Source organism: Bacteroidia bacterium (assembly GCA_019695265.1).
Taxonomy (GTDB): domain Bacteria; phylum Bacteroidota; class Bacteroidia; order JAIBAJ01; family JAIBAJ01; genus JAIBAJ01.
Map to the genome: position 1 here is coordinate 1 of JAIBAJ010000082.1, position 16,198 is coordinate 16,198.

The 16,198-nt window shown below is 39.3% G+C and carries 15 protein-coding genes; 9 read left to right on the top strand and 6 right to left on the bottom strand.

Annotation, left to right across the window (positions count from 1 at the left end):
• Window positions 1-54: 54 nt before the first annotated feature.
• Both K1X82_11435 and K1X82_11440 read left to right on the top strand, forming a co-directional pair.
• Window positions 55-627: a T9SS type A sorting domain-containing protein gene (locus K1X82_11435; protein MBX7182720.1), complete on the top strand. Its 573-nt coding sequence runs from the start codon at window positions 55-57 to the stop codon at window positions 625-627.
• Window positions 624-2,285, top strand: coding sequence for a T9SS type A sorting domain-containing protein (locus tag K1X82_11440; protein MBX7182721.1), 1,662 nt, complete (start codon window positions 624-626; stop codon window positions 2,283-2,285). Before K1X82_11435 ends, K1X82_11440 begins: the two co-directional genes overlap by 4 nt.
• A gap of 627 nt (window positions 2,286-2,912) precedes the next feature.
• Here K1X82_11440 and K1X82_11445 read toward each other — a convergent pair.
• A complete protein-coding gene (locus tag K1X82_11445; GenBank protein ID MBX7182722.1) occupies window positions 2,913-3,128 on the bottom strand; it encodes a hypothetical protein in 216 nt (71 codons plus the stop codon).
• A gap of 116 nt (window positions 3,129-3,244) precedes the next feature.
• Between K1X82_11445 and K1X82_11450 the strand changes: the two genes are divergently transcribed.
• The 6 genes from K1X82_11450 to K1X82_11475 all read left to right on the top strand — a co-directional run bounded on the left by K1X82_11450 (window position 3,245) and on the right by K1X82_11475 (window position 11,137).
• The gene (locus K1X82_11450) at window positions 3,245-4,048 is read left to right on the top strand and encodes a T9SS type A sorting domain-containing protein (GenBank protein ID MBX7182723.1); all 804 of its coding nucleotides are present in this window, start codon (window positions 3,245-3,247) and stop codon (window positions 4,046-4,048) included.
• Window positions 4,049-5,046: 998 nt separating this feature from the next.
• On the top strand, window positions 5,047-6,027 hold the full coding sequence (locus K1X82_11455) for a pyruvate dehydrogenase complex E1 component subunit beta (GenBank protein MBX7182724.1): 981 nt from the start codon (window positions 5,047-5,049) through the stop codon (window positions 6,025-6,027).
• A 4-nt stretch (window positions 6,028-6,031) separates the two neighbouring features.
• On the top strand, window positions 6,032-6,643 hold the full coding sequence (gene bioD, locus K1X82_11460) for a dethiobiotin synthase (protein MBX7182725.1): 612 nt from the start codon (window positions 6,032-6,034) through the stop codon (window positions 6,641-6,643).
• Window positions 6,644-6,670: 27 nt separating this feature from the next.
• On the top strand, window positions 6,671-7,696 hold the full coding sequence (locus K1X82_11465) for a zinc-binding dehydrogenase (protein MBX7182726.1): 1,026 nt from the start codon (window positions 6,671-6,673) through the stop codon (window positions 7,694-7,696).
• A 4-nt stretch (window positions 7,697-7,700) separates the two neighbouring features.
• Window positions 7,701-10,532 (top strand): S8 family peptidase, encoded by a 2,832-nt coding sequence (locus tag K1X82_11470; protein ID MBX7182727.1) that lies wholly within the window; start codon window positions 7,701-7,703, stop codon window positions 10,530-10,532.
• Between the two features lie 35 nt (window positions 10,533-10,567).
• Window positions 10,568-11,137: a hypothetical protein gene (locus tag K1X82_11475; protein ID MBX7182728.1), complete on the top strand. Its 570-nt coding sequence runs from the start codon at window positions 10,568-10,570 to the stop codon at window positions 11,135-11,137.
• Window positions 11,138-11,144: 7 nt separating this feature from the next.
• Here K1X82_11475 and K1X82_11480 read toward each other — a convergent pair whose 3' ends face one another.
• The 5 genes from K1X82_11480 to K1X82_11500 form a co-directional block, all read right to left on the bottom strand.
• A complete protein-coding gene (locus tag K1X82_11480; protein MBX7182729.1) occupies window positions 11,145-12,695 on the bottom strand; it encodes an NAD(P)H-hydrate dehydratase in 1,551 nt (516 codons plus the stop codon).
• The gene (coaE, locus tag K1X82_11485) at window positions 12,676-13,254 is read right to left on the bottom strand and encodes a dephospho-CoA kinase (GenBank protein MBX7182730.1); all 579 of its coding nucleotides are present in this window, start codon (window positions 13,252-13,254) and stop codon (window positions 12,676-12,678) included. Before coaE ends, K1X82_11480 begins: the two co-directional genes overlap by 20 nt.
• The gene (locus K1X82_11490; GenBank protein MBX7182731.1) at window positions 13,251-14,123 is read right to left on the bottom strand and encodes a hypothetical protein; all 873 of its coding nucleotides are present in this window, start codon (window positions 14,121-14,123) and stop codon (window positions 13,251-13,253) included. Before K1X82_11490 ends, coaE begins: the two co-directional genes overlap by 4 nt.
• Window positions 14,124-14,248: 125 nt before the next feature.
• Window positions 14,249-14,575, bottom strand: coding sequence for a preprotein translocase subunit YajC (gene yajC / locus K1X82_11495; GenBank protein ID MBX7182732.1), 327 nt, complete (start codon window positions 14,573-14,575; stop codon window positions 14,249-14,251).
• Between the two features lie 14 nt (window positions 14,576-14,589).
• Window positions 14,590-15,069, bottom strand: a complete 480-nt coding sequence (locus tag K1X82_11500) for a DUF1573 domain-containing protein (protein ID MBX7182733.1) — start codon at window positions 15,067-15,069, stop codon at window positions 14,590-14,592.
• 51 nt (window positions 15,070-15,120) lie between these two features.
• Between K1X82_11500 and K1X82_11505 the strand changes: the two genes are divergently transcribed.
• Entirely contained in the window at window positions 15,121-16,188 is a 1,068-nt protein-coding gene (locus tag K1X82_11505) for an anhydro-N-acetylmuramic acid kinase (GenBank protein ID MBX7182734.1), read from the top strand.
• Window positions 16,189-16,198: the final 10 nt, after the last annotated feature.

Genomic DNA, 16,198 nt, shown 5'->3' on the forward strand with positions numbered 1-16,198 from the left:
TGCTGTGGACTATAATGATGGCCAGGGAATAGTAAAAATTACAAAAGTCCAGGCATGAATAATAAAAATATCGGTCGGAGACCAATTTCTCAACCGCCCCCGTTACAAACGAGGGCGAGCGGAGGAATATTAGATAATCATATTAATTTAACAGACAACTACAATTTAATTGAAAATATTGTTAACATAGGCTTTTCTGATTTTTTTGAGATAAACACTGATTATTCATATCAACTATATACATCCAATATTCCATTAGCTGTTTTTCCAAGCGATTATGTCTTATATGGACAACCAGATTGCATTAAAACTCCTACAAGTTACCTTTGTGGTGCACCGGAGACAAAAATGGAGGAAACCAATCCAGACTCCTCAATTTCAAGTAATTTGAACTTGAGTTTATTTCCAAACCCAAGTTCAGGTTTGTTCTCAATATTAATTGAAGGGACTGAAAAGGATATTGTTATGGAAATAAGTGATGTCTCTGGTCGTGTTTTCGAAAGAGTAAAAGCAACTTTAGGATTAAATAAAATTGACTTTTTGGGACATAATAATGGCATATATTTTTGTAAATTATTTAACAAAAGTAACTTAATTGGTGTTAAAAAAATAGTTATAATAAAATGAGATTTAAGATTTTAAATATAGTAGGATTATTTTTATGTGTAATCCATATAAATTGTTATCAATCATTTTCCCAACTAAATGGCAATTACACAATAGGAGGAAATAATCCCGATTATCTATTGATATCCGATGCAATTACAGATCTTAATCAAAATGGAGTATCAGGTACTGTAATTTTTTATATTAGACCTGGTGAATATGTAGAGAATTTAAATTTTATAAGTCCGAATGGTGTTTCATCCGAAAACCAAATTAAATTTGTGGGTGAAAATTTGGATTCTTCTGCTGTAATAATAACCTCAAATGATACTACTTTGTATTTGAATGGAGCATCTTATTTAACATTTAAATCTTTGACAATTGTTGGGGATATACTAATCAATAACGGTTCTAAATTTAATAATTTTGTAGGCAATCAGATAGTAAATGGCAATCTTGTAAGTAGTGTCAGAGCACTTTCCGATCCTGTAGATGAATTTAATGAGTTTAATTCTGTATATTTCAAAAATTACAGTTTGTCTTTTATAGGTGCTGGAAATTCAGTACAATCAAATAATGCGAGTAGTAATTCAATAATAAATAGTAAATTTTATTTTGACAATTTGTCTTTTGGCCGATGCGGATTAGAATTAATTTTCCAAACAGATTTCCTTTTCAACAATAATTATATTTATGTTAAGCCACAATTAGTCCCCCAATCTATGTGCAATTCTGGTCAGTATAATTTTGGAATTCAAATGGCAACAAATACAGGTAACAAAATAACCAATAATGTTTTAATTAATTGGTCAATTAAAGCATCGGCTATTCTTCCAACAAATTCTTCTACACAAGCTAGAGGATTAATTGCTAATAATTTTATCATTCATGAGGCTGAGTATCTAGACACCTGTGAATATGGTATTTTTATAGCACATAAAGATATTTCGATAATTAATAACACTATTGTTTCCTCATCCAATAATTATGGGCATTTATTTAATGGATTATTTAAACAAATTCTTCAAGAATGGGGGCAAAACAAAGCTTACAATAATATTTTTTGTCATTTAGGTGGAGGGATTGCAGCATATTACCAAGATTCCCAAAATGAATCGATTGATTACAATTCACTTTATTCTAGCGGGTCAATTTTATTTAGAGGAAACATAGCTGGAGGGCCTTTATTTTATAATTTAAATGATTTACAACAAATCCCAGATTACTATGATGACCATTCGGTAAGTATCAACCCAACTTTTGTCAATGACACTTTTCCTGATTTAGAATTGGGTTCAGAGCTATGCGGAAGAGGTATTTGGGTAGATGAAGTAACAACGGATATTTATGGTACACCAAGAAACAATCCTCCAACCATTGGTGCTTTTGAATTGCCAAGCCCTTGTGTTGTTGGTTTACCTGCTGAGCTTGGAAACGGTTCCATGCTTAGTGTTAGTCCTAACCCAGCTTCAGATAAACTCAATCTTCTGTTATTGAGTCCTCAACCCACAGGCCATTTGGAAATCATTAGTACCTCAGGTCAACTAGTAGAATCTCGGAACATACAAGCAGGCATTTCAACCATTGATGTTTCCTCACTAACCAATGGAATTTACTATTTCAACTTGGTTATGGATGGATATACAAAGGAAGTTAAGAAGGTTGTGATTGTAAAATGAAAGTTGTTTGAAATTCAAAAACTTATACCAATAAACTTCCTAGAATTACTAAACCTCTAAACAATTTGTAATTCACCCATCCCCCTCATCTCCTCCACCACCGAGTTCGATATTTCGTTCGTAGCGTCTACTTATTGAATCCTGCCAATGGCAGGATTTTTTTTGTTGGGACACGGAGGTCGCTGATTTTACTGATTTGCACAGATTTTATTTAGGCATGGGCCAACCTTGCATCAAAGCATTTGCCCCGAGTAGCATCACCGATTCCACTTACGAATATTACTTGCGTGATGTGCAAGGTAACCTGATGGCCTCTTATTTTTTGTTTCTAATGAAAATTGACAACTTGTTCAACACCTGAGTTTCCCCATCTAGTTCAGATAGATAGGTTTTACAGCACACTTTTAATCCGCTAATGTTTAACTTGTTTTTTCGTTTTTTTTACCCAATGTTTTTACAGAAATAAAATCAGGTCCAACATCCATTTCCTTTTTATCCCAAATTTATCAATAGGAGGATTTCTAATCCGAACTACTTGATTTAGTGGGGTTTACCCCTCCCGAAGCCTTTCGGGAAGAAGTTGTTATCAATTTGGTTAACTAATTGATTTACAAATCCTTAACTCGTTTATGCGTTTCTAATGCGTAACCTGGGTTTATTCAACTTATTAATTGCATGAATTAACACCCCAAACCCAAATCCATTTTGGGTTATTTTCTCCTTGTGGTAATTTTTGCGAAGCTTGCTCTCCCTTTTTAATTGACCTTTTTTCATGCTATTTAGAATGGTTCTTTTTAATGCATATGCCTGAAAATGAGCTTGTTTTATACCATCCTTCTCCATTCATTTGTTTTCCATCTATTCATAATTTGATAAGCTACTGACTACTTTTTCTCGTGAAGTGCCAAGGCAGTATTTGATCATTTCACCTAAATTTGAACAAAATTTTAATTCTGAACATGAAAAAAATTCTACTAGGCTCTTTTACCATGATTGCAGCAGCCGCAATCGTTAGCGCAACTTTCTTAAATACGCATTCCAATCCAACCGGTGCTCCTGTTGGAAGTACGGGCTCTCCAGGCGATGGGGCTACTTGTTTCCAAAGCGGTTGCCATTTTGGAGCACCTTCAGCTCAGGCCAATATGATCACTTCCAATATCCCGACTTGCGGTTATACTCCGGGTCAACAGTACACCATTACCGCTTCCATTACCGGTAATAGCCAAAAAGGGTTTCAAGTGTCTCCTCAAGATGCCAATGGTAACTTCCTGGGTACACTTACCGCAGGTTCCAATAACCACACTCAACAAAGCGGTCATTATGTTACTCACAATTCCGATATTGGCGGGTCTTCTGCAACTTGGTCTTTTACCTGGACTGCTCCGGCCAGTGGTACCGGTGATGTTACCTTTTATGGGGCTTTTGCCAATGGTCGCGGTACTACCAAAACTTCTACCCTTGTAGTTCAAGAGTGCACCGTAGGTATCGAAGATATGGAGGCAATTAATAACCTTTCTATTTTCCCTTCTCCTGCAGGTTCTTCTTTCAATATTCATTTCTTTAACAAAACTGCAGGTCAGGTTACTATCGCTGTGTTCAATCTTTCCGGCCAAAAAGTAGCTGAGTTGGCCAATGGAAATTTGTCCTCAGGTAACCAGTCTTTGGCCTTTAATACAGTTGAAACTAATCTGAAATCAGGTGTTTACTTCGTTCAAGTTAGTACCAATGATTTTCAAAAAGTGGTTAAATTCGTAGTAGAATAAGCTTCTTTCTTCTTTCATGAAAGGCGCTCCGTTTTGGGGCGCTTTTTTTATGTCCTTAAGTAATTTTAGTATGCGGGCCCCCTTCGCCCAATTATCATTTTGCAAAACCCTGAACAACCTGCATGGGCTTCGGGTCACGCTTTCGGCTGTAGTCCTCGTCCCCCTAGGCTAACGCCGTCGTGGTCCTGTGGGCTACTTGCCTCTATCGTTGCCCGGGGGTGCAGGCCCTGAATGTTGCGGTTGAAAAAAAGTGGAAGGAAGGTTGCCGGTGAATGAAAAACTTGTTTTTTTTAATATGACGGTTTAAACCGTCATTAAAAAAAGGGAATTAATACCAATTTTAATTTATAAATAGTCCGAAGGCTTTTATAAATTTAGATTGGTTAGTACCGAGGATACAAAATGTTATACCACTGTTATTTGAAAAATAGTCCAAAACTATTTTGAGAATTACAGTGGTAAATGCCGATGCATAAGCTGTTTAGTCCAATTATGGCTTAGCCTAATTGGACTATTACAGATTTGCAATCGGTGTTAGTCCGATTTTTTCAAGAAAATTTAAGTATAAAATTGGACTAAACATAATGTCCATTCGGTATTACTTGAAAACCATCCTATCACTTGTCTCGAATCAAAGTGTAAAATCTCTAATGACAATATTGGGTTTTTTCACTTTTATATTCTTACTAATACTGTTATATGGTTGCATCACCTTCCGGACTTGCACCCTCGGGTAGGGATAGAAACGGAAAGCCCACAACCCGAACGCGTTCGGGTGAGGACTTGGAGTGGATAGCCCGGCCCCGAGCTTACTAAATTTGGGTCAATGTGCCTAACTTTTGCCGAGGGGACCCGCCCAATTAAAAAACAAATTCAGGTAAACCTAACCTTGATCGGACTTTACTTTGTCCATTTTACTCTGTTTGATAACCGGCCCGCTGGAAAAAATTTCATGTTTCTTCAAGCTATTTCGGTATTTTTGCCTACTAATTTTTGGTATGAAAACAGTTCAATTCCGCGAGGCTCTAAGAGAAGCAATGATAGAAGAAATGCGACGCGACCCTTCCATTTTTCTAATGGGTGAAGAGGTTGCCCAATACGACGGTGCTTATAAAGTGAGCCAAGGTATGCTGGACGAATTTGGCGAAAAAAGGGTCATTGATACCCCCATCGCTGAACTCGGTTTCGCCGGTATTGGAGTGGGTGCCGCAATGAACGGTCTTAGGCCAATTATTGAATTTATGACTTTTAACTTTTCCCTAGTGGCCATTGACCAGGTGATTAATTCTGCCGCCAAAATGATGAGCATGAGCGGTGGACAATTTCAAGTGCCAATTGTATTCCGAGGCCCTACCGCCAGCGCCGGAATGTTGAGTTCTCAGCATAGTCAGGCCTTCGAAAATTGGTATGCCAACTGTCCCGGACTAAAAGTGGTGGTTCCCTCAAACCCCTACGACGCTAAAGGTTTGTTAAAATCTTCCATCCGCGATAATAATCCGGTGATTTTTATGGAAAGTGAACAAATGTATGGCGATAAAGGTGAAATTCCGGAAAGCGAGTACCTCATTCCTATTGGAGTAGCCGATATTAAACGCAAAGGGAAAGATGTGACCCTGGTGTCGTTTGGAAAAATGATGAAAGTGGTGTTAAAAGCGGCTGAAGAGCTTGAAAGTCAAGGTATTGATGCCGAGGTTATTGACCTTAGAACCGTTCGTCCAATCGATTACGCCACAGTAATTGAATCGGTGAAAAAAACCAATCGCCTGGTGTTGATAGAAGAAAGTTGGCCATTGGGAAACATTAGTACCGAAGTGGCTTTTAAGGTACAAAAGGATGCATTCGATTACCTGGATGCTCCAATTAAAAGGGTTGCCAGCATGGATGTTCCTTTACCTTATGCGCCAACCCTTATCGAGGCTTATTTGCCTAATACGGAACGAATTATTGCCGAGGTAAAAGCGGTATTGTACAAAGCCTAAATGAATGAAATACCTGGTTGCAGGAATTGGAACCGATGTAGGAAAAACAGTGGTTTCGGCTATTTTGGTTCAAGCCCTTGGAGCCGACTATTGGAAACCGGTACAAACCGGATCGGATCATGATTCGGATAGGGAAACAGTTCGAAGATTGGTCAATAATCCGGGACGCTTTTTCCCGGAAGCAGTATTGTTAAAGGAGCCATTTTCACCTCACCATGCCGCTTTTTTGGAAGGTAAAAACCTAGCCGGATTGCCTATTCCTGAATTGCCTCCCTCTAATAACCTGGTAGTGGAAACCGCCGGCGGATTGTTGGTGCCACTGTCATCGCAAACCTTATTAATAGATTGGGTGCAAGCCTGGAACCTGCCGGTAATCTTAGTGTCTAGACATTATCTGGGTAGTATCAACCATACCTTACTATCGGTGGAGGCCTTGAAATCTCGAAATATTCCAATAAAAGGCCTGATCTTTAACGGTTCAGATCCATTTGGAAACGAATCCATCCTCCGGGAACTTACCCAAGTGCCGATAATTGGTCGCTTGGAACAAGAAAGTGATTTAAACAGAGAAGTAATTCAAAAATACGCAACAGCCTTTTATGACAATTTGATTTGATGTACCTTTAGGGCAAACAAAAATCAAGTGAAAGCTTTATTTATTACCAAATTTGGAAAGCCGGACGAATCCTTTGAACTTAGGGATGTTCCGGATCCCATTCTTAACGAAGGCGAAATACTGATAAAAACCCAAGGTTTTGGAGTTAACTACGCTGATATAATGGCTAGAATGGGACTTTACCAGGATTGTCCTCCTTTGCCGGCCATAATTGGGTATGAGGTGGTTGGTTTTGTAGAGAAGTTGGGAAAAGGCGTTCAGGGATTTTCGGAAGGTGATCGGGTGTTGGCCTTTACCCGATTTGGCGGATATGCCGAAAAAGCCAAAGCCCCGGCCATAGCTTGTGTAAAAATTGATGCTTCTATTCCTCTGGCCGAAGCTACTGCTCTAGCTACGCAATATTGTACGGCTTATTTCGCTTCCCATATTTCAACCCGTTTGTTTAAAGACGACCATGTGTTGGTTCAGGCAGCAGCCGGCGGGGTTGGAACAGCCTTGGTGCAATTGGCCAAATTAAAAGGTTGTACAGTCTACGGCACTGCCGGCAGTGAAGAAAAATGCAAACACCTGCGCGAACTGGGTGTTGATTTTCCGATAAATTACAATACCGAACAGTTTGACAAAAAAATCAGACAAATACGAAATGGGAAAGGGGTTGATGTGGTGTTTGATAGCCTGGGAGGAATGACCTTTGATAAGGGATTTAAATTGTTAAACCCTACCGGCCGCATCATTGGTTTTGGTGCCGCTGAAAGCTCCGGTAGCCGAAATCCGCTTAATTTAATTAAACTACTGTGGGGTTTTGGTTTTCGAAATGCAGTGTTTTTGCTCATTCAAAGTAGAAGCATCATTGGTTTAAACATGTTGAGAGTAGCCGATAACCGACCTGACATGATGCAGTACTGCATGGAAAATGTATTGAAGCTGTATATGGAAGGAAAGATAAAACCTGTACAAGGCGGAACGTTTAAAAGCACCGAAATTGCTCAGGCTCATGCTTTTGTACAAAGCAGAAAATCCATGGGAAAAATTGCAGTTGAATGGGTAAGTTAATGGTATGAAACCACTATTTCAAATTATCATCCTGGCAGCACTTTCATGCGCGATAGCCGGCCAGGCTCGTTCACAAAAATCGGTCAATAGCTATTCCTTACCAAAAGGAATTAAGCCATCTGACTATTTCTCAAATGTGGCTGTTTTACAATGGAAGGAACAATATAGATCACAAGCAGAAAACCTGTCTGCAATTCCCCCATCCTTACAAACCTTGTTTAATACCTACGGTAAGCTACGGTTCCAAAAGCGTTTTGAACAGGCAAGTAAGCCGGTTCAACGGTACGACAAGCATGGCCGTGCATTGGCTGATCTTTCATTGATTTTTGAATGGGAATTTTACGATGGGTTTTCATTGGAAAAGGTGATGAATTCGGCTTTAAAAACCGGATATTTTACCTATGTTGAACCACATTTCATCGATCATTTAACCTATGTCCCAAATGATACGGCCCTAGGTTCCGATGGTACCTGGTGGTATGCTGTAAACAAAGCATTCCAGGCCTGGGATATTCAAAAAGGTGATACAACCATTACCGTTGGTATTACTGATACCGGCACTGAATTGGATCATCCGGATTTGGCGGCCAATATTCAATACAATTTCTCCGATCCTATAGATGGTCAGGATAATGATTCCGATGGATATACAGATAATTTCTATGGTTGGGACCTGGGTGAGTCGGATAATAATCCAAATTCCAATGTAATTAGCCACGGAGTGCATGTTTGTGGTTTGTCTAGTGCAGTTCCTGATAATATTACCGGTTTTGCCGGAAGTGGGTTTAATACCAGATTTTTGCCTATTAAAATTACCAATGCCGCAGGGGTTTTAACCAAAAGTTATGAAGCCATCGTTTATGCAGCCGATCATGGTTGTAGGATTATTAATTGTTCCTGGGGCAGTTTATATCCCAGTTTAACCGGATTGGCAGTAATTCAATATGCTACCATCAATAAAAATGCCTTGGTAGTTGCGGGTTGTGGTAATAATTCCACCCAAACAGATTTTTATCCTGCTTCCTTTCCTTATGTGTTAAGCATTGCTTCCCATTCCAATGCAAGTCAAAAATCTCCGTTTAGTAATTTTTCATACCAGGTAGATGTGGTTGGACCGGGACAAGCGGTTTTAAGCACCTGGCCTGTACATTCTTACCTCGTTTCTAATGGAACCAGCATGGCATCGCCGGTTGTGGCAGGTTGCGCTGCCTTGGTTGCGGCCCAGTTTCCCTGGATGGATGCTTTGCAAATAGGACAACAACTTAAAGCCACTGCCTATAACCTGGATACAATTACCGGAAATGAGATCTATGCCAATCGCTTGGGAAAGGGTAGATTAGATATGCAGATGGCTTTGCAAAACAACCTGGCAAAATCGGCCGAATTGGTTTTGGATTCCATCTATGATTTCAATGATAATTCCTTGTTAATCAATGATACCGTTAATCTGTTGGTGGATCTCACCAATTATTTGGCCCCATTAAGCAATGCCCATCTTTCCCTTTCTATCTCTTCATCCTATGTTACTTTAATACAATCTGAATTTAGCATAGGTTCCTTGGCAACTTATGCCCATTATCAAAATTCCCTTCCTTTTCAGTTTCGAATTGAGCCTGGTATTCCAATTAATCAGGAACTGGTGCTCGATTTTACCATTGAAGATCAGGGATGGACTAACCATGTTTTTATTCCAATCCGGGTCAATGTAGATTATCTGAATATAACTGTCAACGAAGTTTGGTCAACAGCTACCAGTAACAGCCGTATTGGATACAATAACAACGGACAAGGATTGGGTTTTGAACTGGATGGGGAAAATCTCTTGTATGAAAGCAGTTTAATGTGTGGACATGATACCTTGTCGGTTTCTGATAATGTTCGATCTATTTCCGGAATGGTCAACACCGATTTTGTTTTATTAGACCGGATTACCCGTTCCGATTCATCGGTTGTTGGTGCAGCCTTTGATGCGGTTTCACATTTTGCCGATAATGCTTGCCCCAGCCCACAACCGGTAGTTATTCGCCAAAATTCCTATGCCTTTTCCGATGAAGGGCATCGCAGGTACGTGCTGTTCGACTATTGGATTCGAAATGCTGGTCCCACCCAGTTGAATAATTTCTATGCCGGAATTTTTTGTGATTGGGATATTTTAGATTATAGCAAGAACAGGGTAGGGGAGGACCCCGGCCGAAAATTAGGTTATGCTTATTCCTCTGAACAAGATGGCCTGTATGCCGGCGTAAAGGTTTTGTCCTGGGGTGGTTTTAACCACTATGGAATTGATAATATTACCTTAGGAAATGGGGGAATAAATGCATTTGATGGTTATACCGAAGCTGAAAAGTATCGTTCTTTATCACTTTCAAGGCCAACGGCCGGAACCATAGGTGAAGGAAATGACGTAATAGATGTGGTATCAACCGGCCCATATTTTATTCCACCTGGCGATAGCGTACACGTAAGCTTTGCCATGCTGGCCGGTAACAGTTTGGAAAATTTGTTGGCTTCGGCTGATAGTGCCCAAGCCAGGTATGATTCCAACGATGTTTTAACCAAAACCAAAGAGCCTGGATTTAATTGTGCCGAGCAATGTTATGTTTTCCCCAATCCGGTAACCAACTACATAGAATTTAATTCCTGTATGGAAGGAAAGGAACTTTATGTTGGAATTACTGCCATGGATGGCAAACAAAAGCTTAAATCATATTGGACAGCAGATCCCAACCAATCGTTCCGTTTGGATGTTTCAGACCTGCCTCAGGGATTGTATGTTTTAACCCTACAGAATCCCTATCATTCCTGTCAGGTAAAGTTTGTCAAATACAAGGAATAGCTCTATATACCGCTTAAGTATTGGTTTCTGAATCGATGAATGGAAAAAAACTATTGATAAGATGCAAACATATCCTGCTGTTAATGGTGGCTGGATGGTGTTTTCCTCCTGAGTTGCCGGCCCAGGTTGAATTTCAGGGTAATAGCTTTCAGGAAATTTACAACCGAGATTATCCGGGAATTCAGTATAGCTATGATTCAGAAAAGCAAGTGCATTCATATGGTAATAATTGGGATTTAGACAAGGATGGGAAAAAGGATCAGGTTTGGTTTGTAGGAACCGGAGGTGCACATCTATATTTTTTCCTAAGGGTGGAGCTGAGTAGTTCAGGTAAGACCCATTCCTTTCCTTTTTTGGAATTAGATTATCCAAGGCTGGACCCCGGAGTGAAAGCTAATGGTAATTTGCCCGACAGTTTGGCATTTAACTTCCCTTTTTTTATCATTCAATCAACGAAAAATGCCGACATTGGAATTGGTGTTCGGTTGGATAATCAAACCTTTATTGCCAATCAGAAGGAGTTAAAAAAGCGTGGAATAAAGTCTCCAGTGGTTGTCCTAAGTTTTATAAAAGGAGTTCAATTCAGTGATATCAACTCCTGGTAATAAATGCTTATGGAAAGGTTGGAGATTCCGATGATAAGAGCCTGAGTTGTTGAAAAGCCTTGCCAAGATGTTGAATACAATCTTCGGGTAATAGACTTTCCATACTGTTTGATTGCAAGGCCAGATCCCCGGCTAAACCATGTAGGAAAACACCAATCAAGCTTGCATCTTTAGGGGAGTAGGATTGAGCAAGCAAGGCTGTTAATATTCCGGTAAGGCAGTCACCACTTCCACCGGTTGCCATTCCCGGATTTCCGCTGGTATTAAAAAACAACTCCCCATCAGGCAGCGAAATGGAGGTATGGCCGCCCTTCAGAACAATAATGCAATTGTATTGCTTGGAAAGTTTTACCTGTGCTTCTATCCTTTCAAAACTATTTGGAAAGAAGCCAAAGAGACGGTCAAATTCTTTGGGATGTGGGGTTAGAATGCAATTTGGGGGGAGGTATTGCAACCATTCCGGATGCAAGGCCAAGGTATTAAGTGCATCAGCATCCAACACTAAACCAGCGCTACAATTTTGAATTACATGTAAAACCAGTTCTTGTGTTTTTTTAGCCATACCTAATCCAGGTCCAATACCAACCGATTGGTAAGTGCCCAATGCTTGTATATGGGCAGTAGATGAAAGATCTATTTCCATAACCATAGCTTCGGGCAAAGAAGTATGAATGATTGGTGCATTACCTGTTGGAATACCAAGGGTTAGCAGTCCTATTCCGGATCTTAAGGCCGATCTTCCGGCCAAAACCATGGCGCCGATTTTACCGGGCGAACCGCCAATAAGCAAGGCATGACCAAAATTTCCTTTGTGATCGAATTTTCCTCTTTTTTTTAACTTTTTCCCAATAAATACCGGGTTAGTATGGTGGTATGGAGTAGTGAGAGCTTCCAAAAAAGAAGGTAACAATCCAATATCCAATACTTCCCATTTTCCGGCAAATTTGCCTGTTTCCGGAAAGAAAAAGCTTAGTTTGGGTGCTTGAAATGTAAGGGTGTAATCAGACTGAATGGTGTTTTCCGGAGTGTTGTTTAAGTATGAATCGCATGCCAAACCGCTTGGTAAATCAATAGAAACCTTAGTGTTGGAGGTTTGATTTAGCAGGGAAATAAGTTGAGCAAGTTGTCCTTCGCAGATTCGGTTTGTTCCATTTCCCAATAATGCATCAATTATCAAATCCTCCTGTAATAAATAGTGTTGTAGTGAATCCGGATTAAGGGAATAATATGAAATGTAGGTATTGGAAGAAATCCTTTGAAAGTTCAGTTCAAAGTCATGGCTACCTGTTTTGGGTTCGGGAAGAATACCAACACAAACTTTTTTCCCCAATTTAGACAGGTGGTGAGCTATTACTAAACCATCTCCACCGTTATTACCTTTTCCACAAATGATATGAAAGGAACTTTGAAAAGGAAAATGGTTTGAAATCCAATCTGTGCAAGCCTTACCCGCTTTCTCCATTAAGTCAATGGATGGTATAGGTAAATTTTGAATGGTAAACTGATCCCAGCTTTTTAACTGATTTGCTGAAAGCAGCTTATTTTCTGAGTAATTCATCTAACCGCAGGATTTGAGGTATTAGCAAATGGGAGGAACTATTGTTTATGACGGCATGAGAACGGGCTATTTTTTGTTCATCTGTCCATTGGTTGGCAATCCGGCTTCGGACATCTTCTTCTTGAATTTGGTCCCTTTTCATGACCCGTTTAATTCGGTCCTCTTCAGGTGCAGTAACAGTAATAATAAAGGAGCAATCGGAATAGGTACCACTTTCAAAAAGAATGGCTGCCTCCCGAATTACATAAGGTCCGGATTGTTGTTGCACCCATTCCCAAAAATCAGCTTTAACAGCGGGATGCACCAAGGCATTCATCTTTTCGAGCAGAGATGGATCTTTAAATATTTTGGCTGAAACATAGGCTTTGTTTAACTCTTGATTCAGGTAGCTTTCTTCTCCAAGCAGTTTTTTGATACCAAGTATTAAGTTGGGATTGGAAGTCATTAATTTTTTTGCCGCCAGGTCAGCCTTGTATACAGATATCCCCAGCATGGAGAAGAAATCAGCAACTGTGCTTTTTCCACTTCCTATACCACCGGTGAGGCCAACAATTTTCATTTAATTAGAATAAACTCTACAAAGTTATTTTCTAACCTGGTATTCAGGCAATAGTAAGGAGCTTTTTCTAATTTTAGCCTAATTCTGTTATTGCTCAAGGTTTGAGAGAAATCTGCACTAATGGTAAAGATATCTTCAGTTACTTCTTCGTAATGACTTAATGGAATTGAAGTTCTAACGGTTGCTTTATCTGGAAGCAACTTCACTTTCATTCCTGCTGGAATGTTAATGGGGTTAATTTTTACCAGAACTTCCTTTTCTGTGTATTTTTCTACATCCAATCGGCAATTAATTATTGATGGAATCATTTCCAGTGTACTGAGAGGTCCTTTAGTAGGTAGTTCTGCTGCAAACAACTTGTTTTCCGAAATGGGTTCTTTTATTTTTACTGGCAGAAATAGCGTGTCAATAGACTTCAAAAGTTCTTTTTTCCCTTTAATGGTAACTTCTTTAACCGCGGGGATGGGTTTAGAAACAGGGAAGAAACCTTCCTTAAAAGTAGACTCTAGCTGTATGGATAGAGGAACCACCTTGGAGTACATTTTACCTGATTCGAAGAAAATGGTATCAGGCTCAACGGAAACTATGGAAGAACCGTTGGATTGAAATAGGTTTTTAGATCGGAGGAGATCATGAACTAATATATATTTCAAAGACCCACTGTAGGGATGAACTTTAGACTTAGGAAAATCAAAATAAAAGCTCTTTTTTTGAAAGAGCTGGTTGTATAGAAAATTCAGACCGTTGGTATTATGGTGGATTAAAGCTTGTCTGGGTTGAGGGCCAACGATGCGGTAGTTTTTAGGAATATCTTCAATTTCATAAGCAATGTAGAACTTAAATACATCCCACTTACTGGTTTGAACCAATACCCAAAGTGATGCCGAAATAAAAAGGCAGGCTATGAAAGGAAGTAGCCCGCCTTTTATAAAAATTTGGTTTGAAGAATTGGAAGCCAAGAGTAGAGTTTTAAAGGCAAACCAATTAAAACAGTTTAGGTTGCTGGAGTTTCATCGGTGAGGGAGCCGGTAAAGCTCATAGAAACAGCATTTCGTTCTATTTTTAATTTACCTCCACCTTCGGTTTCAATGATAAAACTAGTTTCACGGATTTCAAGGATTTTTCCATGGATTCCACCAATGGTAACAATTTTATCTCCTTTTTTAAGTCCTTCCCTAAAGTTTTTTTCATCTTTAGCTTTCTTTTGCTGAGGTCGAATCATAAAGAAATAAAACACCACAATGACTAGAACCATCATGATGAGGGAAGAAGCACCACTGGCGCCTTGAGAGCCGCCTTGCATAAGTAATGTGTTGAACATGTTTTGGGTTGGGGTTAATTTCCTACCGGAATCATGATTTCGCCGGTAAGAGTTATGGTTTTAAAATTTGGAATTGTGTTTGCCAAAATGGTAATTTTCTTGGTGGTTTGACCTTTCTTTCCTTCGCTATCAAATACCACATCAATTTTGCCTTTCTCTCCCGGCTTTACAGGGGTTTTAGAGAAGGAAGGAACGGTGCATCCACAACTTGTATTGGCAGCAGAAATAATTAAATCCGTTTTGCCGGTATTGGTGAAAGTAAAAGTATGAGTCACTTTTTCACCCTGAATTATTTTTCCGAAATCATATACATCCTTTTCAAAGGTCATTACTGGAGCATTGGCAGTATCCTGGGCTTCTTCCGAATTGGCAGAAATCGGGTTGTGAATTGTTTCTGCAGAAATGGTTTCCTTTTCTGTTGATTTTTCGCCACAAGACACAAAAAACAGAGCTGATGCACAAATACAAAAATAAGCTATATTTTGCTTCTTCATTTTTTCAAAATTTGCGCAAAATTAATTTTTTATTTCCCCTAGGTTTAAAAAATGAAAGAATTTCAAAAAATTAAGACAATTGGGCTAATGTCGGGCACTTCATGTGACGGGTTGGATATATGTTATTCTGAGTTTTCAAGGGAAGGAAAAACGTGGAATTTTCAAATCCTGGCGGCTGAAACCAGAAGCTATTCACCGGTCTGGTTAGAACGAATACACCACGCCCCTGAATTAGGTGGCAGAGACTTAATTCTTTTTAGCAAGGAATTGGGCATTCAGTTTGGGTTGGAAGTGAATATGTTTATGGAAAAGCACAAGCTAGGTAAACCGGATGCCATTGCTTCGCATGGTCATACAATTTTTCATGAACCAAGTCTGGGATTAACTTTTCAGGCTGGTGATGGGAACAATATTGCAGCCATAACCGGATGTAAGGTGTTATTTGATTTTAGAAGTTTAGATGTGGCTTTAGGTGGACAAGGGGCTCCCTTGGTTCCGGTTGGAGATCGTTTGTTGTTTTCCACTTATGATTCATGTTTGAATTTGGGTGGAATTGCCAACCTGTCATTTGAGAAGTCGGGACAAATTATAGCCTTTGATATTTGTCCTTTTAATTTGCTTTTGAATCATTTTTCTAATAAACTGGGCTATGATTATGATACTGATGGAAACATCGCAAGGGCAGGTGAGGTAAATGATTCTTTATTGGAAGCCTTGATTCGGGTTGAATATAACTCTTTGGTTCCTCCTAAATCTTTGGGCAGAGAGTATGTTGAGGTGGAATTTTTATCTGTAATTGATAAGTTCAATTTGAAACCGACAGATATTTTAAGAACTTTGGTTCAATATTATGTTACCTGTATTTCATCTGTATTGGATGAAAATGCAATTGCTAAGGTTTTGATTACCGGTGGAGGAGTATATAATCGGTATTTTGTGGAATTATTGAGAATGAAAACAAAGTCTGTAATTGAAGTTCCTGAACCCAGAATTATTGAGTTCAAGGAAGCCTTGATTTTTGGCTTTTTAGGATGTTTAAAATTAAATGGATTTGAAAATGTTTGGTCAAGTGTAACCGGATCCAGCAGAAATTCAATTTCGGGTTTGGAGGTAAATTAACATGTTTGGA

Bases quoted from the DNA above. Each gene is read 5' to 3' on its own strand.
- K1X82_11505 (MBX7182734.1), top strand. From the start codon at position 15,121: ATGAAAGAATTTCAAAAAATTAAGACAATTGGGCTAATGTCGGGCACT.
- K1X82_11475 (MBX7182728.1), top strand. From the start codon at position 10,568: ATGAATGGAAAAAAACTATTGATAAGATGCAAACATATCCTGCTGTTA.
- K1X82_11445 (MBX7182722.1), bottom strand. From the start codon at position 3,128: ATGGAGAAGGATGGTATAAAACAAGCTCATTTTCAGGCATATGCATTA.
- K1X82_11435 (MBX7182720.1), top strand. From the start codon at position 55: ATGAATAATAAAAATATCGGTCGGAGACCAATTTCTCAACCGCCCCCG.
- K1X82_11450 (MBX7182723.1), top strand. From the start codon at position 3,245: ATGAAAAAAATTCTACTAGGCTCTTTTACCATGATTGCAGCAGCCGCA.
- bioD (MBX7182725.1), top strand. From the start codon at position 6,032: ATGAAATACCTGGTTGCAGGAATTGGAACCGATGTAGGAAAAACAGTG.
- K1X82_11455 (MBX7182724.1), top strand. From the start codon at position 5,047: ATGAAAACAGTTCAATTCCGCGAGGCTCTAAGAGAAGCAATGATAGAA.
- K1X82_11500 (MBX7182733.1), bottom strand. From the start codon at position 15,069: ATGAAGAAGCAAAATATAGCTTATTTTTGTATTTGTGCATCAGCTCTG.
- K1X82_11440 (MBX7182721.1), top strand. From the start codon at position 624: ATGAGATTTAAGATTTTAAATATAGTAGGATTATTTTTATGTGTAATC.
- coaE (MBX7182730.1), bottom strand. From the start codon at position 13,254: ATGAAAATTGTTGGCCTCACCGGTGGTATAGGAAGTGGAAAAAGCACA.
- K1X82_11470 (MBX7182727.1), top strand. From the start codon at position 7,701: ATGAAACCACTATTTCAAATTATCATCCTGGCAGCACTTTCATGCGCG.
- K1X82_11480 (MBX7182729.1), bottom strand. From the start codon at position 12,695: ATGAATTACTCAGAAAATAAGCTGCTTTCAGCAAATCAGTTAAAAAGC.
- yajC (MBX7182732.1), bottom strand. From the start codon at position 14,575: ATGTTCAACACATTACTTATGCAAGGCGGCTCTCAAGGCGCCAGTGGT.